This is a genomic window from Micromonospora sp. DT227 (assembly GCF_049841835.1).
Taxonomy (GTDB): domain Bacteria; phylum Actinomycetota; class Actinomycetes; order Mycobacteriales; family Micromonosporaceae; genus Micromonospora.
Genome location: NZ_JBNCLA010000014.1, coordinates 90,478 through 111,255, shown reverse-complemented (window position 1 = coordinate 111,255; position 20,778 = coordinate 90,478). Strand labels below are relative to the sequence as shown.

General features: G+C 72.5%; 19 protein-coding genes and 1 pseudogene. 12 read left to right on the top strand and 8 right to left on the bottom strand.

Annotation, left to right across the window (positions count from 1 at the left end; all coding sequences use genetic code 11):
* Positions 1-152: pseudogene (locus ACLQ2W_RS31580) on the top strand (C39 family peptidase); the annotation flags it as partial.
* A gap of 49 nt (positions 153-201) precedes the next feature.
* Here ACLQ2W_RS31580 and recQ read toward each other — a convergent pair.
* Both recQ and ACLQ2W_RS31570 read right to left on the bottom strand, forming a co-directional pair.
* Entirely contained in the window at positions 202-2,043 is a 1,842-nt protein-coding gene (gene recQ, locus ACLQ2W_RS31575; RefSeq protein ID WP_425791254.1) for a DNA helicase RecQ, read from the bottom strand.
* A gap of 209 nt (positions 2,044-2,252) precedes the next feature.
* On the bottom strand, positions 2,253-2,747 hold the full coding sequence (locus ACLQ2W_RS31570) for a hypothetical protein (protein WP_425791252.1): 495 nt from the start codon (positions 2,745-2,747) through the stop codon (positions 2,253-2,255).
* Positions 2,748-2,884: 137 nt separating this feature from the next.
* On the opposite strand from ACLQ2W_RS31570, the gene ACLQ2W_RS31565 reads away from it, so the two are divergent.
* From ACLQ2W_RS31565 to ACLQ2W_RS31515, 11 genes are all read left to right on the top strand, one after another.
* Positions 2,885-3,739, top strand: coding sequence for a DUF5753 domain-containing protein (locus ACLQ2W_RS31565; protein WP_425791250.1), 855 nt, complete (start codon positions 2,885-2,887; stop codon positions 3,737-3,739).
* A 24-nt stretch (positions 3,740-3,763) separates the two neighbouring features.
* Positions 3,764-3,958, top strand: a complete 195-nt coding sequence (locus tag ACLQ2W_RS31560) for a DUF397 domain-containing protein (protein ID WP_396859303.1) — start codon at positions 3,764-3,766, stop codon at positions 3,956-3,958.
* A gap of 66 nt (positions 3,959-4,024) precedes the next feature.
* Positions 4,025-4,921, top strand: a complete 897-nt coding sequence (locus tag ACLQ2W_RS31555) for a hypothetical protein (RefSeq protein WP_425791248.1) — start codon at positions 4,025-4,027, stop codon at positions 4,919-4,921.
* A 211-nt stretch (positions 4,922-5,132) separates the two neighbouring features.
* Entirely contained in the window at positions 5,133-6,047 is a 915-nt protein-coding gene (rapZ, locus tag ACLQ2W_RS31550; RefSeq protein WP_281936363.1) for an RNase adapter RapZ, read from the top strand.
* Complete coding sequence (locus ACLQ2W_RS31545; protein WP_425791246.1) at positions 6,044-7,048, top strand: gluconeogenesis factor YvcK family protein; 1,005 nt, start codon at positions 6,044-6,046, stop codon at positions 7,046-7,048. Before rapZ ends, ACLQ2W_RS31545 begins: the two co-directional genes overlap by 4 nt.
* A gap of 55 nt (positions 7,049-7,103) precedes the next feature.
* Positions 7,104-8,084, top strand: coding sequence for a DNA-binding protein WhiA (gene whiA, locus ACLQ2W_RS31540; protein WP_405090399.1), 981 nt, complete (start codon positions 7,104-7,106; stop codon positions 8,082-8,084).
* A gap of 267 nt (positions 8,085-8,351) precedes the next feature.
* Complete coding sequence (gap, locus tag ACLQ2W_RS31535) at positions 8,352-9,356, top strand: type I glyceraldehyde-3-phosphate dehydrogenase (RefSeq protein WP_343446066.1); 1,005 nt, start codon at positions 8,352-8,354, stop codon at positions 9,354-9,356.
* Positions 9,353-10,552: a phosphoglycerate kinase gene (locus ACLQ2W_RS31530; protein WP_425791243.1), complete on the top strand. Its 1,200-nt coding sequence runs from the start codon at positions 9,353-9,355 to the stop codon at positions 10,550-10,552. The genes gap and ACLQ2W_RS31530 overlap by 4 nt, the downstream gene beginning before the upstream one ends.
* Complete coding sequence (tpiA, locus tag ACLQ2W_RS31525) at positions 10,553-11,344, top strand: triose-phosphate isomerase (protein ID WP_405090396.1); 792 nt, start codon at positions 10,553-10,555, stop codon at positions 11,342-11,344.
* 95 nt (positions 11,345-11,439) lie between these two features.
* Entirely contained in the window at positions 11,440-11,700 is a 261-nt protein-coding gene (gene secG, locus ACLQ2W_RS31520) for a preprotein translocase subunit SecG (RefSeq protein WP_091420428.1), read from the top strand.
* 128 nt (positions 11,701-11,828) lie between these two features.
* Positions 11,829-12,173: an RNA polymerase-binding protein RbpA gene (locus ACLQ2W_RS31515; RefSeq protein ID WP_281936352.1), complete on the top strand. Its 345-nt coding sequence runs from the start codon at positions 11,829-11,831 to the stop codon at positions 12,171-12,173.
* A gap of 65 nt (positions 12,174-12,238) precedes the next feature.
* On the opposite strand, the gene pgl is transcribed toward ACLQ2W_RS31515, so the two are convergent.
* From pgl to tkt, 6 genes are all read right to left on the bottom strand, one after another.
* Complete coding sequence (gene pgl / locus ACLQ2W_RS31510; protein WP_425791240.1) at positions 12,239-13,009, bottom strand: 6-phosphogluconolactonase; 771 nt, start codon at positions 13,007-13,009, stop codon at positions 12,239-12,241.
* A 48-nt stretch (positions 13,010-13,057) separates the two neighbouring features.
* Positions 13,058-14,074, bottom strand: a complete 1,017-nt coding sequence (locus ACLQ2W_RS31505) for a glucose-6-phosphate dehydrogenase assembly protein OpcA (protein WP_425791238.1) — start codon at positions 14,072-14,074, stop codon at positions 13,058-13,060.
* Between the two features lie 31 nt (positions 14,075-14,105).
* Positions 14,106-15,620, bottom strand: coding sequence for a glucose-6-phosphate dehydrogenase (zwf, locus tag ACLQ2W_RS31500; RefSeq protein ID WP_396771707.1), 1,515 nt, complete (start codon positions 15,618-15,620; stop codon positions 14,106-14,108).
* Positions 15,621-15,670: 50 nt separating this feature from the next.
* Positions 15,671-17,239: a glucose-6-phosphate isomerase gene (locus tag ACLQ2W_RS31495; RefSeq protein ID WP_425791236.1), complete on the bottom strand. Its 1,569-nt coding sequence runs from the start codon at positions 17,237-17,239 to the stop codon at positions 15,671-15,673.
* A gap of 136 nt (positions 17,240-17,375) precedes the next feature.
* A complete protein-coding gene (tal, locus tag ACLQ2W_RS31490) occupies positions 17,376-18,554 on the bottom strand; it encodes a transaldolase (protein ID WP_425791234.1) in 1,179 nt (392 codons plus the stop codon).
* A 16-nt stretch (positions 18,555-18,570) separates the two neighbouring features.
* Positions 18,571-20,709 carry a transketolase gene (tkt, locus tag ACLQ2W_RS31485; RefSeq protein ID WP_425791232.1) on the bottom strand — a complete coding sequence of 713 codons (2,139 nt, stop codon included), beginning with the start codon at positions 20,707-20,709 and terminating at the stop codon, positions 18,571-18,573.
* Positions 20,710-20,778: the final 69 nt, after the last annotated feature.

The window sequence follows — 20,778 nt, the reverse complement described above, 5'->3', positions numbered from 1 at the left end:
AAGGCGGCCACTACATCAGCGTCGTCGGCTACCAGAACAACGGCACCACCGTCACCATCGCCGACAGCGCCAACCCGGACACCGCCTCCTACCGCATCACCGTCGACAACCTCGCCGACTGGATCGCCACCCGCGGCTACAGCACCAGCTGACACCAACGCGAAAGGGCCCGACCCCCACCAACGGGGTCGGGCCCTTACGTCACCCCTCGGCGAGTACGGCGAGGATGGCCTCGCCGTACTCGGCGAGCTTGTTCTCGCCGACGCCGTTGAACCGGGACAGCTCGGCCAGTGAACTCGGCGGCTCGGCGGCGATCTGACGCAGCGTGGCGTCGTGGAAGATCACGTACGCGGGGACGCCCTGCTCCTTCGCGGTGGCGGCCCGCCAGGCGCGGAGCCGCTCGAAGACCGGCGCGGCGGCGGGGGAGAGGTCGGCGACGACGGTGGCCGCGCCCCGTGGCTTCGCGGCCCGGCCGGACAGCGGTCGTTCCGGCTCCTTGCGCAGGGTGACCGTGCGCCGTCGGCCGAGCACGTCGGCGCTGGCCTCGGTCAACGCCAGCGTGCCGTAGTCGCCCTCGACCGCGAGCAGACCCTCGGCGAGCAGTTGCCGGACCACGCCGCGCCACTCGGTGTCGCGCAGCTCGGTGCCGATGCCGAACGTGCTCAGCGCGTCGTGCCCGTGCTGGTCGATCTTGTCGGTGTGCTTGCCGAGCAGGATGTCGATGCTGTGCCCGGCGCCGAACCGCTGGTTGCGCTCCCGGTCGAGCCGGTAGACGGTGGAGAGCAGCTTCTGCGCGGCGACCGTGCCGTCCCAGGACTCCGGCGGGTCCAGGCAGGTGTCGCAGTTGCCGCAGTTCGACGCCCCGGTCTCACCGAAGTACTCGAGCAGTTGGGCCCGGCGGCAGCGGACCGTCTCGCAGAGCGCCAGCATCGCGTCGAGGTGGGCGGCGAGGTTGCGCCGGTGCGCCAGGTCGCCCTCCGACGTCTCGATCATCTTGCGCTGCTGCACCACGTCCTGGAGCCCGTACGCCAGCCAGGCCGTGGACGGCAGCCCGTCACGGCCGGCGCGACCGGTCTCCTGGTAGTAGCCCTCCACCGACTTGGGCAGGTCGAGGTGGGCGACGAAGCGTACGTCGGGCTTGTCGATGCCCATGCCGAACGCGATGGTGGCCACCATGACCAGCCCGTCCTCGCGCAGGAAGCGCTGCTGGTTGGCGGCGCGGGTCGCCGCGTCCAGGCCGGCGTGGTAGGGCAGCGCCGGGATGCCGTTGGCGACCAGGAACTCGGCGGTCTTGTCCACCGAGGCGCGGGACAGGCAGTAGACGATGCCGGCGTCACCCGGGTGCTCGTCGCGCAGCAGGCTCAGCAACTGCCGGCGGGGTTCCCGCTTGGGCACGATGCGGTACTGGATGTTGGGCCGGTCGAAGCTGGCCACGAAGTGTCGGGCGTCGGTGAGCTGGAGCCGGGTGGCGATCTCGGTGCGGGTGGCCCGCGTCGCGGTGGCGGTCAGCGCGATGCGCGGCACCTGCGGCCAGTGTTCGTGCAGCATCGACAGGTTGAGGTAGTCGGGGCGGAAGTCGTGCCCCCACTGGGAGACGCAGTGCGCCTCGTCGATCGCGAACAGCGCGATCTTGCCGCGTTCCAGCAGGCCGAGCGTGGAGCGCACGGCCAGTCCTTCCGGGGCGAGGTAGAGCAGGTCCAGCTCGCCGGCGAGGTAGGCCGCCTCGACCCGGCGGCGCTGTGCCGCGTCCTGGGTCGAGTTGAGGAACCCGGCCCGCACGCCGACCGCGGTGAGCGCGTCGACCTGGTCCTGCATGAGCGCGATCAGCGGCGAGACGACCACCGCCACGCCGTCGCGGACCAGCGCGGGGATCTGGTAGCAGAGCGACTTGCCGCCCCCGGTGGGCATGAGCACCAGCGCGTCACCGCCGGCCACCACGTGCTCGATGATGTCCTGCTGGACACCGCGGAACGCGTCGTAACCGAAGACCCGGCGCAACACGTCCAGCGCGCCCTCGACCCGTTGCTCGGTGGGGGAGACCATCCGCGCAGTCTACGAGCGCCCGCCGACACCGCCGCGGAAGCCGCCCGCCCGCGCCGTCGCCCCACCGGGCCCTGTTTCACGGAAACAGTGGCTATTCCGCCGCGGATAGCCCCTGATTCCGTGAAACAGGGGAGGGAAGAATGGCGGGGGAAGGGGGCGCGGCGATGGCATCGGGCGGCCGTGCCGGCACGGGCGACACCCGGGCCCGGCTACGCGGTCACCGTTCCGTCCCCGTCCCCGTCGCCCCAGCTCAGCCCGCCGATCCCGGCCGCGCTGTGGAAGCCTGGGTGCCCGGTGACGTCCATGCAGACCTCGTCGTCGGGGCCGACCCGGCCGCAGAAGACCGGCTCCACGTGATTCCAGGCATCGGCCCGGGACAACATCGCAGCGTTCGCGGGCAGCTCCGGACGCAGGATCGTCAGCCCTTCCGTGTAGACGACGGCCTGGTCGCGGGCCTCCCGCGCGTCGGCCGCGAGGTAGGTCAGGTGCAGCGTCCAGCGGCGGGGCATCCGGTAGGCCCCGGCGGGTGACCGGTTGCGGTCCGACCGCCGCTCGCGCTCCGTCGCGTAGCGGGTCATCAGAGCATTGACGTACGGCGAGAGGGGATCGGACGTCGCCAGCGCGTGGGCGATGGCGGCGCGGACCCGCTCGGACACCTCGGCCCCGTCGAGCATGGCGGCCAGGTCATGGTGAAAGTCGGTCACCGCATGCTGCCTCTCCGTAGGTGAGTGGTTGCGAACAGCTTGGGCCGTGCAGCGTAAAAACGCAACGTCGCATTTATTGCTTGCATTTCGACTGCGGTGCGAGAAGAATCGACTACTCCTGGTGGAGGTGAGTGTCGATGGCGCAGGTGCCGAGTCCGACGATCAGGGCCCGTCGTCTGCGACGCGAGCTGCGTCGTCTGCGAGATCGCGCCGGCCACACCGCCGAGGAGGTGGCCAAGATCCTCGGCTGGCACCGCACCAAGGTCATCCGCTTGGAGCAGGGGCACTCCCGAGTGATGCCGAAGGACATGCCGCCGCTCCTTCACCTCTACGAGGCCACCGAGTCCGAGCGGGAATCACTGGCCGCGCTGCACCGCCAGTCCCGGCTGAAGGGCTGGTGGAGCGCGTACGGCGACGTGCTGCCGGACGACTACGTCGGCTTCGAGGCGGAGGCCACGTCGATCAGCTCGTTCGAGAGCCTCTACGTGCCCGGCCTGTTGCAGACCGAGGAGTACGTCCGCGCCATCGTCCGGGCCGGTCGCGGCACCGCCGACCAGGACGAGACGGATCGCGTGGTGGCGGCGCGGCTGGCTCGCAAGGCGTTGCTGTCCCGCGACCTGCCACCGTCGCTGTGGGTGGTGTTGGACGAGGCGGTGCTCCGGCGGGTGGTCGGCGGCCCGGCGGTGATGCGGGCCCAGCTCGCGCGCCTGGTCGAGGCGTGCGAGATGCCGACGGTAGAGATCCAGGTCCTGCCGTTCACCGCCGGGGCTCACGCGGCCATGGGTGGAGCCTTCACGCTGCTGAGCTACGACGATCCGGTGCTCGACCCGGCCGTGGTCTATCTCAGCAACGACACCAGCACCCTGTTGCTGGAGGAGGCTCGACAGGTGGCCCGCTATAGACTCATGTTCGACCACCTTCGGGCCAAGGCGCTCGACCCCGACCGGTCTGCGGACCTCCTCAGCCGGGCTGCCGCCGAGGTCCCTGACTGACTCCAACCCCGTGGAGCGCTGCCGATGACCCCCTCGGATCCGGCCCAGGTTCGCTGGCGCAAGAGCAGCCGAAGTGGTGCGAACGATTCGAACTGCGTCGAGGTGGCTGACCTCTCCACCGCGTTGGCGGTGCGTGACTCCAAGGACCCGGACGGGCCGGCCCTCCTCTTCGATCGCGGCGTGTGGTCGTCCTTCGTCGCCGGCCTGCGGCACGGCTGATTCCCCTCGAAGTCGATCCGCCACCCCGATGCCGGCGGCATCACCCGCGCCCGGTTGGATGGTCGGATGGCGGTACGCATCGACGTCGACGCACTGCGGGACGTGGCTGGTTCGGTGGCCTGGGCCGCGGCGGATGGACTGCGATCAGCCGGTCAACCGGCGACGTTGGTGCCGGTCGGCGGGGGAGCATCAGGCATCGTCCGGGGGGCCGGGGAGCCACCAGTCGAGGTCTGGGTCGGGATCACGGCGGACGGCTTCACCGCCGAGTGCGACTGTTCGGCCGGGACGAGGCCGTGCGCGCATGCGGTGGCCCTGACGCTTGCTGCGCTGAGCGACGGGCTCGCCTGGTCCTCGGCGGCCACCCCGCCGTCCGCCGTGGCTGTCGATCCGGTGATTGCTGAGCTGGCCGAACTCGCGCGGAGCATGCCGGTGCGGCGGCTGGCGTCGCTCGTCGCCGAGTGGGCGGCCAAGGATCGCGTCCTGGAGAGTCGGCTGCGGGCGCAGGCCGGCCAGCTTGCGGCTCCCACCGTCAACGATCTCGACCGCATCCGCCGCACGATCGACAACCTGGCCGGCGAGGCGACCAGCGGCCAGTGGGACCTGCATGACGTGGAGAAGGCGGGACGGGCGATCGTCGAGGAGGTGGAAATGCTCGCCCACCGGCCCCCGACCGAGGAGGCGCTGTTGCTGGTCGAGCGGGCCGCCCGCGCGTGGGACGGCATCTCCGGTTATCTGTACGAAGCCTGGGAGACGTACGAGGAGGAACCGGCCGAGATCGGCGACGCGCTACGGGCGGCCCACGTCCGCCTCTGTGTGCAGGTGCAGCCGGATCCCGACGAGCTGGCCGCCCGGCTCGCCGAGATCATCGCTGCGGCCGAGGTCGACTCCTGTCTCGATGAGCCGTGGGACTACCTCGCCGTGCTCGGTCGCCAGCGGGTCAAGGCCCTGCTCCGTCGTCACTGACCGGCCGATGCGGTCCGTGCTCCGGGGTCGAACCAACTGGCCCGGTTCTCGGTCGTTCACCTCAGCGCCCCCGGACGACGAGCGGGGAACGGGACGAGCAGGTGTTCCGGGGGTCACCCCGTGGAATCCCGGTCGGGGTCGCAGCCGTTAGAGTCGTCGACTGACCATGTGCGGCCGACCGGCCGCGGCGCCACGGCTTGGGGGTATGCGGGTGAGCGAGGCGCGGACGGCGGAGACAGCGGTGGGGCGGCCGGCGCCGACCGAGGCGGAGACGTCCCTGGTGGTGGTGACCGGCCTCTCCGGGGGCGGGCGCAGCACGGTGGCGCGGGCGTTGGAGAACGTCGGCTACTACGTGGTCGACAACCTGCCCCAGGCGTTGCTGCTGGACATGGCCGAGCTGGCGTTCAAGGCCGGCGGCGCGGCCCGGCGTACGGCGATGGTGCTGGACGTGCGCTCGCGCGCGTTCTCCACGGACCTGGCCGGCGCGATCCGGGAGTTGCGCGAGCGTGGCTTCTCCCCGCGGGTGGTCTTCGTCGACGCCGACGACGAGGTGCTGATCCGCCGGTTCGAGAGCGTGCGCCGCTCGCACCCGTTGCAGGGCGACGGCCGGCTGGCCGACGGCATCGCGGTGGAGCGGGCGCTGCTGGAGGAGGCGCGCGACCAGGCCGACGTGATCATCGACACCAGCCACCTGAACGTCAACCAGCTCCGCCGCCGGGTCGAGGAGCTGTTCGGCGGCGAGGACGCCCGCCGGCTGCGGATCACCGTGCTCTCGTTCGGCTTCAAGTACGGCCTCCCGCCGGACGCCGACTTCGTGATGGACGCCCGCTTCCTGCCCAACCCGTACTGGGTGCCGGAGCTGCGTGAGCACACCGGCCGGGAGGAGGCGGTCAGCGCGTACGTGCTGGGGCAGGAGGGCGCGGACGCGTTCGTCGCCGGCTACGCCGACCTGGTCAACGCCACCACGGCCGGTTTCGAGCGGGAGGGCAAGCGCTACCTGACGGTGGCCGTGGGCTGCACCGGCGGCAAGCACCGCAGCGTGGCGATCGCCGAGGAGCTGGCCGTGCGGCTGCGCGCGTCCGGCATCGCCGCCAACGCGCAGCACCGGGACCTGGGGCGGGAATGACCCCGACCAGGGTGGTCGCGTTCGGCGGCGGCCACGGGTTGTCCGCGTCGCTGCGGGCGCTGCGGCACTGCGTACCCGGACTGGACCTGGACATCACCGCGGTGGTCACGGTCGGCGACGACGGCGGCTCCAGCGGCCGGCTGCGCGCCGAGCGCGGCGGCCTGCCCCCGGGTGACCTGCGGCAGGCGCTCGTGGCGCTCTCCGGTGACCATCCCGCGACCCGGCGCAGCGCGGCGTTGTTCCAGCACCGCTTCGCCGCCGCCGCCGCCACGCCCGCGCCGGCGCTCGGCGCGCCGCCCGCCGCGGTGGGTGACCCGCTCGCCGGCCACGCGGTCGGCAACCTGCTGCTGCACGGGCTGACCGAGCTGCTCGGCGATCCGGTGGCCGCGCTGGACCACGCCGGGGCGATGCTCGGCGCGGTCGGCCGGGTGCTGCCGATGTCCCGCCAGCCGGTGGGCATCGAGGCCCGGGTCCGCGGCGTCGACCCGGAACACCCGGACGAGGTACGCACGGTGCGCGGCCAGCACCAGGTGGCGGTGACGACCGGCGTGGTGGAGTCGCTGCGGCTGACCCCGGCCGCGCCGGCCGCGTGCGCCGAGGCGGTGACCGCGGTACGCGCCGCCGACTGGTTGATCTTCGGGCCGGGGAGCTGGTACACCAGTGTGCTGCCGCACCTGCTGGTGCCGGGCCTGGCCGACGCGATCGTGTCCAGCCCGGCGCGGCGGCTGGTGACCCTGAACCTGGTGGCCGAGAAGGAGACCTCCGGGCTCTCCCTGCCCGACCATCTGGACACCCTGCGGCGCTATCTGCCCGAGCTGAAGGTGGACATGGTGCTCGCCGACTCCACGGCGGTGGGTGATCCCGTGGCGGTCGAACGTGCGGCAGAATCGCTTGGTGCCCGGCTGGTCCTCGCTCCCGTCGCCGTCGTCGACGGCACGCCCCGTCATGATCCGGCCGCCCTGGGCGCCGCACTGGTGCCGGTCCTGGGCGCCGATCGTTAGACACGTACGTAATCACCGGCGACACGCCGGAACCGGTCCGTGAGGGGGCGCTGGAATGGCGATGACGGCTGCGGTCAAGGACGAGCTGAGTCGGGTCGACGTGCCCAAGCCCTGCTGCCGCCGGGCGGAGATGGCGGCCCTGCTGCGCTTCGCCGGCGGCCTGCACATCGTGTCGGGGCGCGTGGTGGTGGAGGCGGAGCTGGACACCGGCGCGGTGGCCCGCCGGCTGCGGCGGGAGATCGCCGAGGTCTACGGCTACCCGAGTGAGATCCACGTGCTCGCCTCGGGCGGCCTGCGCAAGGGCAGCCACTTCATCGTGCGGGTGGTGAAGGACGGCGAGTCGCTGGCCCGGCAGACCGGCCTGCTGGACGTGCGCGGTCGCCCGGTGCGGGGCCTGCCGCCGCACGTGGTGGCCGCCAACGTCTGCTGCGCGGTCTCCGCCTGGCGCGGCGCGTTCATGGCGCACGGCTCGCTGACCGAGCCGGGCCGCTCCAGCGCGTTGGAGATCACCTGCCCGGGGCCGGAGTCGGCGCTCGCGCTTGTCGGCGCCGCCCGCCGGCTCGGCATCACCGCCAAGAACCGCGAGGTGCGTGGCGTGGACCGGGTGGTGGTGAAGGACGGCGACGCGATCGCCGCGCTGCTCACCCGCATCGGCGCGCACTCCAGCGTGCTGGCCTGGGAGGAGCGCCGGGTACGCCGGGAGGTGCGCGCCACCGCCAACCGGCTGGCCAACTTCGACGACGCGAACCTGCGTCGCTCGGCGCGCGCCGCGGTGGCCGCTGCCGCCCGGGTGACCCGGGCGCTGGAGATCCTCGCCGACGACGCGCCCAACCACCTGACCTCGGCCGGCCGGCTGCGGCTGGAGCACCGCCAGGCGTCGCTGGAGGAGCTGGGCGCGCTCGCCGAGCCGCCGTTGACCAAGGACGCCATCGCCGGCCGGATCCGCCGGCTGCTCGCGCTCGCCGACAAGCGGGCCCGTGACCTCGGCATCCCGGATACCGAAGCGGCCGTCACGCCGGACATGCTCGTGGTCTGATAGGACGGAGGGGGCGGCGTCACGCGTTCGGGATCACCACCCGGCGCAACGCGCCGCCACGCGCTCGGATAGGGTCGCTGCGTACGGCAAGGGGGCCGGCACAGGCACTCCTCGCCGCACTCACCGCCTCGGGCGGTCAGGTCTGGAACGGACCGCGGCGGGGTGGCCGAGATGACATCGTCAACGGCCGGCTCCAACGGTCGGCGCACACACCTCCGCCGGCTGTGGTCTGACGCCGGCGGACCAGAACGCGAGGAGATGGGACCTGTGACCATCCGGGTTGGCATCAACGGCTTCGGCCGGATCGGCCGTAACTTCTTCCGGGCAGTGCTGGCGTCCGGCGCCGACATCGAAATCGTCGCGGTCAACGACCTGACCGACAACGCGACGCTCGCCCACCTTGTCAAGTACGACAGCATCCTGGGTCGCCTCCCGCACGAGGTGAAGGCCAGCGCCGACGAGATCACCGTGGGCGGCAAGGCCATCAAGGTGTTCGAGGAGAAGGACCCCGGCAAGCTGCCGTGGAGCGAGGTCGGCGTCGACGTCGTCATCGAGTCCACCGGGTTCTTCACCGACGCCACCAAGGCGAAGGCGCACATCGACGGCGGGGCCAAGAAGGTCATCATCTCCGCGCCGGCGAAGAACGAGGACGTCACCGTGGTCATGGGCGTCAACCAGGACCAGTACGACCCGGCCAAGCACAACATCATCTCGAACGCGTCCTGCACCACCAACTGCCTCGCCCCGATGGCGAAGGTCCTCCAGGACACGTTCGGCATCAACAAGGGTCTGATGACCACCATCCACGCGTACACGCAGGACCAGAACCTGCAGGACGCGCCGCACAAGGACCTGCGTCGGGCCCGGGCCGCCGCGCTCAACATCGTGCCGACCTCGACCGGCGCCGCGAAGGCCATCGGCCTGGTGCTGCCGGAGCTGAAGGGCAAGCTCGACGGTTACGCGCTGCGGGTGCCGATCCCGACCGGTTCGGCCACCGACCTGACCGTCGAGGTCGGCCGGGAGACCACCGTGGACGAGGTCAACGCCGCGATCAAGGCCGCCGCGGAGGGCCCGCTCAAGGGCATCCTGGTCTACAACGAGGACCCGATCGTCTCCGCCGACATCGTCACCGACCCGGCGTCGTGCATCTTCGACGCGCCGCTGACCAAGGTGATCGGCAACCAGGTCAAGGTCGTCGGCTGGTACGACAACGAGTGGGGCTACTCCAACCGCCTCGTCGACCTGGTCAAGCTGGTGGGTTCCTCGCTGTGACGATTCGTAACCTCGACGACCTGCTCGCCGAGGGGGTGTCGGGTCGGCGCGTGCTGGTGCGCGCCGACCTGAACGTCCCGCTCGACAAGCAGACCGGTGACATCACGGACGACGGGCGCATCCGCGCCGTGCTGCCGACGCTGAGCGCGTTGGTGCAGGCCGGCGCGAAGGTGGTCGTCTGCTCGCACCTGGGCCGTCCGAAGGGCACGCCGGACCCGCAGTTCAGCCTCCGCCCGGTCGCCGGGCGGCTCGGTGAGCTGCTCGGCGCCCCGGTGCACTTCGCCGAGGACACCGTCGGCGACTCGGCACAGTCGACCGTGGCCGACCTGGCCGACGGCCAGGTCGCGCTGCTGGAGAACCTGCGGTTCAACAAAGGCGAGACCAGCAAGGACGAGGCCGAGCGGGGCGCGTTCGCCGACCAGCTCGCGGCGCTCGGTGACGCGTACGTCGACGACGCGTTCGGCGCGGTGCACCGCAAGCACGCCAGCGTGCACGACGTGCCGGCCCGGCTGCCGCACGTGGCCGGCCGCCTGGTGCTGCGCGAGGTGGAGGTGCTCAGCAAGCTGACCGGCGCGCCCGAGCGGCCGTACGTGGTGGTGCTGGGCGGCTCGAAGGTCTCCGACAAGCTGGCCGTGATCGAGGCGCTGCTGCCCACCGTCGACCGGCTGCTCATCGGCGGCGGGATGTGCTTCACGTTCCTCAAGGCCCAGGGCCACGAGGTGGGCACGTCGCTGCTGGAGGAGGAGATGGTCGAGACCTGCCGGAACCTCCTGGAGCGCTCCGACGGCAAGATCATGCTCCCGGTCGACGTGGTGGCCGCGGACGCCTTCGCCCCGGACGCCGCGCACGACACCGTGCCGGCCGACGGCATCCCCAGCCACCGGCTGGGGCTGGACATCGGCCCGGAGACGGTGGCCGGCTTCGCCGCCGCGCTGTCCCAGGCGAAGACGATCTTCTGGAACGGCCCGATGGGCGTGTTCGAGATGGCGGCGTTCGCCAACGGCACCCGCGGGGTGGCCGAGGCGATCACCAAGACGGACGCGTTCAGCGTGGTGGGCGGCGGTGACTCCGCCGCGGCGGTGCGCGCCCTGGGTCTGGACGAGTCCTCGTTCGGGCACATCTCCACCGGTGGCGGCGCCTCCCTGGAATACCTGGAGGGCAAGACCCTCCCCGGCATCGCGGCTCTGGAGAACTGAATGGCGAGCACCACCCGCCGGCCGCTGATGGCCGGCAACTGGAAGATGAACCTCAACCACCTCGAGGCGAACCTGCTGGTGCAGAAGCTGGCCGCGAGCCTGACCGAGAAGCAGCTCACCGACGTCGAGTGCGTGGTGCTGCCGCCCTTCACCGACCTGCGCACGGTGCAGACCGCGGTGGACGGCGACAAGCTGCTGATCGGCTACGGCGCGCAGGACCTGTCGCCGTTCCCGTCCGGGGCGTACACCGGTGACATCGCCGGGCCGATGCTGTCGAAGCTGGGCTGCGGGTACGTGGTGGTCGGCCACTCCGAGCGGCGGCAGTACCACGGCGAGGACGACGCGCTTGTCAACGCGAAGGTGGCGGCGGCGCTGGCGAACGGGCTCACGCCGATCCTCTGCATCGGTGAGGGCCTGGCGGTCCGCGAGCAGTCGGGGCAGGTGGCGCACTGCTGCGACCAGCTCGACGGCGCGCTCAAGGGCCTCACCGCCGAGCAGGTCACCCAGGTCGTCGTCGCGTACGAGCCGGTCTGGGCGATCGGCACCGGCAAGACGGCGACGCCGGAGGACGCGCAGGAGGTCTGCGGCGAGGTGCGCAAGCGGCTCGTGGAGACCTACGACGAGACCACCGCCCAGCAGGTCCGGATCCTCTACGGCGGGTCGGTCAAGTCGTCGAACGTCGCCGCGATCATGGCCCAGCCGGACGTGGACGGGGCTCTGGTCGGGGGCGCCAGCCTCGACGCGGAGGAGTTCGCGCGGATCTGTCGGTTCCCGGAGCACACGGCCCGCTGATCGCTCGCTATCCTTGACGCTGCCCGTCCACCGGTCGGTGCCGCAGTGCCCGACAGGTCCGGGCAGTGATCGCAACGAGAGGACTGACCCCCGCCATGCCGATCTGGTTCGCCTACACGATGATCACCTTGCTGGTCATCACCAGCGTGCTGCTCACCCTGCTGATCCTCCTGCACCGCGGTAAGGGCGGCGGGTTGTCGAGCATGTTCGGCGGCGGCGTCAGCTCCAGCCTGGCTGGTTCCTCCGTGGCCGAGAAGAACCTCGACCGCTACACCGTTCTGGTGGGGATCGTCTGGTTCGCGTGCATCGTCGGGCTCGGCCTCTGGCTGCGCCTCCAGATGGCCAGCGGCACCTGAGCGAGCGCGTCTACGCGTACAATCTGCGCGCGGTCCGTCACGGACCGCGCGCAGTTTTGTTCCGCCGCCCGTCGCCCGCCGCCGACCCCTTCCGGCGGCGGCCCCTTCGACGACAGGGAGCGCGCAACGTGCCCAGCAACAACGTCATCCGCGGCACCCGGATCGGGTCCGCCCCTGAGCGTTTCGACCAGCGGGCCGAGCCGGCGCCGCGCCGGCCGGTCGTCTACTGGTGCCGCCACGAGCACCGGGTCGAGTTCCTGATCGCCGCTGAGGCGGAGACCCCGGCGTCGTGGGACTGCCCCCGCTGCGGCGAGCCCGCCGGCCCCGACCCGGGCAACCCGCCGGGCCGCACCCGCGCCGAGCCGTACAAGACCCACCTGGCGTACGTGCAGGAGCGGCGTACCCCCGAGGAGGGCGAGGCGCTGCTGGCCGAGGCCCTGGCCGCCCTGCGCCACCGCCGAGGCCGCGCCTGACGCGAGGCGTCAAGAAGGGGCCCCTTCTCTACCGGAAACGTTAAGAAGGGGCCCCTCCTTACACCTCAGCGGAGGCTGCGGGCGCGGGGTGGGACGTGGGCGGCGGCGGCGCGGTCCAGCAGCCAGAGGGTGCGGGAGACGCCGTGCACGCCGGCCGCCGGCAGTTGCACCGACCCGGCCCCGGCCAGCGCCATGCCCACCGCCCTCGCCTTGTCCGTGCCGGCGGCGATCAGCCACACCTCCTCGGCCGTGTTGATCGTCGGCAGCGTCAGCGTGGTACGCACCGGCGGCGGCTTCGGGCTGCCGCGTACCGCGCTGACCGGGCGGCTGTCGTGGTGCACCGGGTGCTCCGGGAACACGGACGCCACATGCCCGTCCTCACCGACGCCGAGCATCAGCACGTCGAAGTGGGGGAGCGTGGCGTGCCCCGGCCGGGCGGCGGCGGCCAGCTCACGCGCGTACCCGGCGGCGGCGGCCTCCGGGTCGTCGCCGGCCGGACCGTCCGACGCCGGCATCGGGTGCACCCGGGCCGGGTCCAGCGGCACCGCGTCCAGCAGCGCCGCCCGGGCCTGGGTCTCGTTGCGTTCCGGGTCGCCGGCCGGCAGGAACCGCTCGTCACCCCACCAGACGTCGACCCGCGACCAGTCCACGGCATCCCGCGCGGGGAGCTGGCCGACCGCCCGGTACACCGCCGCGGCGATCCGCCCGCCGGTCAGCACCACCGACGCCTGACCGCGCTCGGCCTGCGCGTCGAGCAGCTTCACCACCAGCCGGGCCGCCACCGCCTGCGCCAGCAGGTCGGGGTCGGCGTGTACGGCGACACTCGCCTCAGTCATCCGTCGTGCCCTCGTGTCTCTGTGTGTCCGGTCGCCCGGTCCGGGCGGTCACTCGTTGGCGGTCGCGCCCGCGTGCGCGGTCACGCCCGCCTCGGCCCGCTGGGCGGTCGCCGGATCCTTCCACACGTGCACCCGCTGGACCGCCCGCTGGTCCAGCCCGGTCAACCCGGCCGTCGCACCGAGCGCCTCGGCGTACACCTGGTCGGCGTCGAGCCGGCGCAACTCCTCGGCCAGCTCGTCGCCGAGTGGCCGGCGGACCAGCGGCAGCGTCCGGTCCTCCTGCCCGGTACGCCGGAACCGGGCCACGCTGTCGTCCCGGGTGAGCGTCAGCTCGTCGCCGTTGGCGCAGCGCAGCTGCACCTCACGCATGCGCGGGTACTCGTCGGAGTGCTCCCAGGCCGGCTCGATGCCGAGGCGTGCGGTCAGCCAGCCCCGCATCAGCGCCGCGGTCGGGTCGGTGCGCGGCGCCACCACCGTCGCCTCGGTGACCCGGGCCTGGGTGGTGTCGAACGCGCCGGCGACAAGCGTGCGCCACGGGGTGATCCGGGTCCAGGCCAGGTCGGTGTCGCCCGGCGCGTAGTCGCAGGCCCGCTGCCGCAGCGCGGCGATCGGGTCGGCGGCCTGCGCCGAGTCGGTGATCCGCCGGTCGGCCACCACACCCAGGAAGTCGGTGGCGATCTCCTCCGGCGGCTCGCCGTGCCACCAGGTCACCACCGGCACGTCCGGCACCAGCAGCGGCATCACCACGGACTCGGCGTGCAGCGCGAGCCGGCCGTACATCCGGGTCACCACCGCCTCGCAGGGGCCGAGCCGGCCACCCACCACGATCTCCGCGTCCAGCCGGTTGCGGTCCCGCTCGATGTCGGAGCGGACCACCACGAGCAGCCGGCAGGGGTGCGCGGCGGCGGCGATGGTGGCCGCCGCCTCGGCCTCCCGGACCCGCTTCTCGTCCACCACGACGATGAGCGTGAGCGCCATGCCGCTGGCCACCCCGCCCGCGCTGCGCCGCTCGGCGGCCAGCGCCTTGACCACCTCGTTGCCGGTGGTGTCCCACAGCCCGATCAATGGAGCCTCCTGGTTCGCTCGCTCTGCTCGCTCACGCTCGTCGCCAAGCTCTTCCCTCGGCGGCCAGCATCTCGTCGGCGGCCCGGGGACCCCACTCGCCGGCCCGGTACGGCTCCGGCGTGGTGCCCTCCCAGGCATGCTCCAGCGGGTCCACCACCTGCCAGCTCTGCTCCACCTCGGCGGCGTCCGGGAACAGCGTCCGGTCGCCGATGAGCACGTCCAGCACCAGCCGCTCGTACGCCTCGGGGCTGGACTCGGTGAACGCCTCGCCGTACTGGAAGTCCATCGCGATGTCGCGGACCTCCATGGTGGTGCCCGGCACCTTGGAGCCGAACTTCAGCACCACGCCCTCGTCCGGCTGCACCCGGATGACGAGCTGGTTGGCGCCGAGGGACTCCATGTCGGCCGGGTTGAACGGCAGGTGCGGCGCCTTCTTGAACATGATGGCCACCTCGGTGACCCGCCGGGGCAGCCGCTTGCCGGCGCGGATGTAGAACGGCACGCCGGCCCAGCGCCGGTTCTGGATGGCCAGCTTCACCGCCACGTACGTCTCGGTGGTGGAGTCCTCCGGGACGTCCTCCTCCTCCAGGTAGCCCTTGGCGCGCTCGCCGCCCACCCAGCCGGGCAGGTACTGCCCGCGCACGGTGTCCCGGGCGACGTCCCGGGGCACGGCGATGGCCTTGAGCACCTTCAGCTTCTCGGCCCGGATCTCGTCGGCGTCGAAGCTGGTCGGCTCCTCCATGGCGACCAGGGCGAGCAGTTGGAGCAGGTGGTTCTGGAGCACGTCGCGGGCGGTGCCGACCGAGTCGTAGAACGCGGCCCGGGTGCCGATGCCGACGTCCTCGGCCATGGTGATCTGCACCGAGTCGACGTACTTGGAGTTCCACAGCGGCTCGAACAGGTTGTTGGCGAACCGCAGCGCCAGGATGTTCTGGACCGTCTCCTTGCCCAGGTAGTGGTCGATCCGGAAGACGTCCTGCCGGGTGAAGACGTCGTCGACCAGGTCGTTGAGCGCCTTGGCCGAGGGCAGGTCGTTGCCGAACGGCTTCTCCACCACCACCCGCCGCCAGCCGCCGGACTTCTCGTTGTCGGCCATGCCGGTGCGGGCGAGCTGCTTGAGTACCACCGGGAAGGCAGCCGGCGGGATGGAGAAGTAGAACGCGGCGTTGCCGTGGATGCCGTGCGTGTCGCGCAGCTCGTCGAGCGTGGTGGCGAGATGGTCGAACGCGGCGTCGTCGTCGAACGAGCCGCCGACGAACTTGATGTTGCCGACCAGCCGGGCCCAGACCTCCTCGCGCCACGGGGTGCGGGCGTGCTTCTTGGCCGCGTCGTGGGCCAGCGACTCGAAGTCGCCGTCGCCCCAGTCGCGCCGGGCGAAGCCCAGCACCACGAAACCGGGCGGCAGGAGCCCCCGGTTGGCCAGGTCGTAGACCGCCGGCAACAACTTCTTGCGGGCCAGGTCCCCGGTGACCCCGAAGATCACCAGGGCGCACGGCTCGGGGATCCGCGGCAGCCGCCGGTCCTGGGGGTCGCGCAGCGGGTTCACCGGGCCACCTCCTCCTGCATCTCGGTCCACTGATTCCAGGTCATTGATCGTCACGTACGTGTCCGTCCGGCCGTATCCAGCAGCTGGGCGACGCCGGCCGCCCGCTCGGTCAGGTGTAGTCGCAGCACCGGTCGCTCCCGGCCGGTCAGGGCCCGCCGGTCGCCGGCGGCCTGGGCCGCCTGGAGTTCCGCGAAGGTGTACGGGCGACCCGGCACCTCCAGATCATCGGTGACCGCACCGGTGATCTGGACGTGCCGGGCGCGCCCGTCGGGGTGGCCCGGATGGCGGGGGCCCCACCCGAAGGTCACCGGCCGCCCGGTGACGCGGGCCAGCAGCGGGCGCAGCCCGGCGACCGCCGCGTCGACCCGCCGGTCGAGGTACGCGGTCACCGCGAGGTGCTCGTCGGGGGCCAGCCCGTCGGTCAGCCAGCGCAGCGCGCCGGCCAGGTCGTCGGGGGCGCCGGCCGGGGCGTACACCTCGACCGCGCCGTCGACCGACGACGGCGGTCCGTCCGCCGGCGCGGGCCCGTCGTCGTCGACGCCCACCGGCGCCGCGAACGGGTCGACCCGCAGCGCCACCGCGGCGGTCGCGGCAGCGTACTCCCAGGTGAGGAACTGGGCGCCGAGCGGCCCGTTGACCGCCACGTCGGCGGCCACCCCGGGCCCCACGCCCGCGCCGAGCGCGCCGCCCAGGCCGATCGTCAGCACGCCCGGACCCCCGACGCCGGGCGCGTCCGGGGACTCCGCCGGGACCGGCAGCAACCGCCCGCCGGTCGCGGCGGCGAGCAGCGCGCCGGCCCAGTGGCGCAACCCGTCGAGGCCGGTGCCGTCGGGCACCAGCGCCACGGTGGCCCGGCCGTGCTCCGCCGCCCCGGCCAGCGCCGCGCCGAGCGCGAGACCGGGATTGTCCCGCTCCCGGTCGAGCGCGCCGGCCAGCGCCGCCGCCTCGTCCAGCAACTCGGTCACCGGCGCGCCGGCGAGCGCGGCCGGGACCAGGCCGAACGCGGCGAGCGCGGACCAGGGCCCAGCCACCTGCGGGTCGGCCGGGATCAGCACCGCGCCCAGCTCGTCGGCGAGCGCCTCCAGCGCCGACCCGGGCGGGGTGACCACCACCAGGTGCCGGGCCGCCTCCGGCCCGGCGTCGTGCCAGGACTGCCGGAACGCCCGCAGGTGGGCGTCGGTGGTCCGGTCCAGGTCACGGCCGGCGAGCACCAGCACGGTACGCGCCGGCCGGTCGGCCAGCGCCGCCCGGACCGGCCCCGGATCGGCCGTGTCGAGCACGGTCAGCGGCCGACCCAGGCAGTCGGCGATCACCGCGGCGGCCGACGTGACGCCGCCGGGGCCGGCGAGCACCACGTGGTCCAGGTCGCCCAGTTCGGCGGTCAGTTCGGCGAGCTGGGGGAGCAGTTCCCGGCTGCGGCAGTGGGTGTCCAGCCAGCCCAGCCGGGTGCGGGCCGTCGCCTCGGCCCCGGCCCCCCAGAGGGTCGGGTCCTGGGCGGCCAGCCGCGCGGGGACGTCGCGGGCGACCAGCGCGGCGCGGGCGGACGGGTCCACCGCGTCCGCGCCGTGCACGGCCAGGCCGGCGGCGGCGTCCGCCGGCCCGGCGAGCAGGTCGCTCACCGGGCCGCCTTGGTTCGCGACTGCGGGGCTCGCAAACCCGGCCCACTCCTCGCGCTCACGGGATCACCTCACCCGTTCCACGGTACGGCGGGACGCGTCCCGGGGCCCGGCCCCGGGACGCGTCGGACGCCGTCTGTCACGCGTTCCCGCCGGCCTGCTGGGCGTTGCGCGCGTTGCCCTCGGCGGCCCGGTGCGGGCTGCCGGCGCCCTTGGCCGCCTCGGCGAGGGACTTCTTGACGCCCTCCAGCAGCTCCAGCCAGCTCGCCTCGAACTTCTCCACGCCTTCCTTCTCCAGCGTGGCGATCACGTCGGCCAGGTCCACGCCGACGGACTCCAGGTCGGCGAAGACCTGCCGCGCGTCGTCGTACGCGCCGGTGATCGTGTCCGCCTGGGTCTCGCCGTGGTCGGCGTAGGCGTGCACGACCGGCTCCGGCATGGTGTTGACCGTGCCGGGGGCGATCAGCTCCTCGACGTAGATGACGTCCCGGTAGTCCGGGTTCTTCGTCGAGGTGGAGGCCCACAGCGGGCGCTGCGGGTGGGCGCCCGCGTCGGCCAGCTTCTGCCAACGCGCGGAGGAGAACACCTTGCCGTACCGCTCGTACGCCAGCCGGGCGTTGGCCACCGCGGCCTTGCCGCGCAGCGACTTGGCCTGGTCGGAGCCGATCTTCTCCAGCCGCTTGTCGACTTCGCTGTCGACCCGGGAGACGAAGAACGAGGCGACCGAGCCGATCTTCGACAGGTCGTGCCCGTTGGCCTGCGCCTGCTCCAGGCCGGCCAGGAACGCGTCCATGACCTGCGAGTAGCGGTCCAGCCCGAAGATCAGCGTGACGTTCACGCTGATCCCCTCCGCCAGCGTCTTCGTGATCGCCGGCAGGCCCTCCTCGGTCGCCGGGATCTTGATGAAGAGGTTCGGCCGGTCGACCAGCCACCACAGCGCCTTGGCCTCGGCCGCGGTCTTGTCCGCGTCGTGCGCCGAGCGCGGGTCCACCTCGATCGAGACCCGGCCGTCCACGCCGGCGCTCGCGTCGTACGACGGGCGCATCACGTCGCAGGCCCACCGCACGTCGTACGTGGTGAGCATGCGGACCGCCTCCTCGACGTCCACGTCGCGGGTGGCGAGGTCACGGAGCTGCCAGTCGTACTCGTCGGCGTCGCTCAGCGCCTTGGCGAAGATCGTCGGGTTGGTGGTCACACCGGCCACGTGGCTCTCCCGGCGCAGCTTGTCCAGCCCGCCGGAGCTCAGTCGTACCCGGGAAAGATCGTCGAGCCAGATCGCCACCCCGGCGTTCTGGAGCTCGCTCAGCCTGTCCGTCATGCCGTCCACGCTCCCCTCAGTTGCCGGTCGTGAAACCGGTGATGTCGCCCACCCGGGTGAGCGCCGCGTGCGCGGCGGCCACGATCCGGTCGGGGGTGAACCCGAACTGCTCGAAGAGCACGGAGTGGGGCGCGCTGGCGCCGTAGTGCTCGATGCTCACGCTCTCGCCGCTGTCGCCGACGATCCCCCGCCAGGACATCGCGATGCCCGCCTCCACGCTCACCCGTGCCTTTACCCCGCGCGGCAGCACCGACTCCCGGTACGCCTCGTCCTGCTCGTAGAACCACTCCTGGCAGGGCATCGAGACGACCCGGGTGGGGGTGCCGTCGGCCTCCAGCCGCTCCCGGGCGGTGAGGCAGAGCTGCACCTCGGAGCCGGTGCCGACGAGGATCACCTGCGGCTTGCCGTTGGACGCCTCGGCCAGCACGTAGCCGCCCTTGGCGGTGCCCTCGGCGGAGCCGAACTCGGCGCGGTCGATCGTCGGCAGCGCCTGCCGGCTCAGCGCCAGCGCGGTCGGCCGGTCGGTGTGCTCCAGCGCCTGCCGCCACGCCCACGCGGTCTCGTTGGCGTCGGCCGGGCGGACCACGTCGAGGCCGGGGATGGCCCGCAGCGCGGACAGGTGCTCGATCGGCTGGTGCGTCGGGCCGTCCTCGCCGAGGCCGATCGAGTCGTGCGTCCAGACGTAGGTCACCGGCAGCTTCATCAGCGCGGCGAGCCGCACCGACGGGCGCATGTAGTCGCTGAAGACCAGGAACGTGCCGCCGTAGGGGCGGGTGCCGCCGTGCAGCGCGATGCCGTTGAGGATCGAGCCCATGCCGTGCTCACGGATGCCGAAGTGCAGCGTGCGGCCGTACTCGTCGCCCGGGAAGTCCTTGGTGGCGTGCCCGGCCGGGACGAACGACGGCTCGCCCTTCATGGTGGTGTTGTTGCTCTCGGCCAGGTCGGCCGAGCCGCCCCACAGCTCCGGCAGCACCGGGGCGAGCGCCTCCAGGACCTTGCCGGAGGCGGCCCGGGTGGCGACGCCCTTGGCGTCCGCCGGGAAGCTGGGCAGCGCGTCGGTCCAGCCGGTCGGCAGCGTACGGGTGGCCATCCGCTCCCACAGCGCCTTGCGCTCCGGGTTCGCCTGCGCCCAGGCGTCGAACCGGGTGTCCCACTCGGCCTGCGCCTCGGCGCCGCGCTCCAGCACCTGGCGGGCGTGCTTGAGCACCTCCTCGTCGACCTGGAAGGTCTGCTGCGGGTCGAAGCCGAGGATCTCCTTGGTGGCCTTGACCTCGTCCGCGCCGAGCGCCGAACCGTGGATCTTGCCGGTGTTCTGCTTGTTCGGCGCGGGCCAGCCGATGATGGTGCGCAGCGCGACGAACGACGGCCGGTCGGTCTCCGCCCTGGCGGCCAGCAGCGCCTGGTGGAGCGCCTCCACGTCCTCGTGGTAGTCGCCCTGGTCGGCGTCGCCGGTGCGCCAGTCGACGGTCTGCACGTGCCAGCCGTACGCCTCGTAGCGGGCCGCCACGTCCTCGCTCTTGGCGATCCGGGTGTCGTCCTCGATCGAGATCTCGTTGTCGTCGTAGATCACGCAGAGGTTGCCGAGCTGCTGGTGGCCGGCGAGCGCGCTCACCTCGTGGGTGATGCCCTCCTCGATGTCGCCGTCGGAGGCGATGCACCAGATGTCGTGCCGGAACGGCGAGTCGGCGCGGTCCGGCTCGGGGTCGAACAGGCCCCGCTCGCGGCGGGCCGCCATGGCCATGCCGACCGCGTTGCCGAGACCCTGGCCGAGCGGCCCGGTGGTGGTCTCCACGCCCGGGGTGTGCCCGTGCTCCGGGTGGCCCGGGGTGAGCGAGCCCCACTGGCGCAGCGACTTGAGGTCGTCCAGGGCCAGCGGGTAGCCGGAGAGGAAGAGCTGGATGTAGAGCGTCAGGCTGGAGTGCCCGGCGGACAGCACGAACCGGTCCCGACCGGGCCAGTTCGGGTCGGCCGGGTTGTGCCGCATGACGCGGTTGAAGAGCAGGTACGCCGCCGGGGCGAGGCTCATCGCCGTGCCCGGGTGGCCGTTGCCGGATTTCTCCACCGCGTCCATGGCCAGCACGCGGACCGTGTCGACGGCCCTGCGGTCGAGGTCGGACCAGTTGAGAGCGGGAAGCTCGGGTCGTTTCGCAGCCACGATGGTTGTGCTCCTCGGCAGATGGGCGGAACCCTCACTGATGACCCTATCGAGCGGTGCTAAACGTCC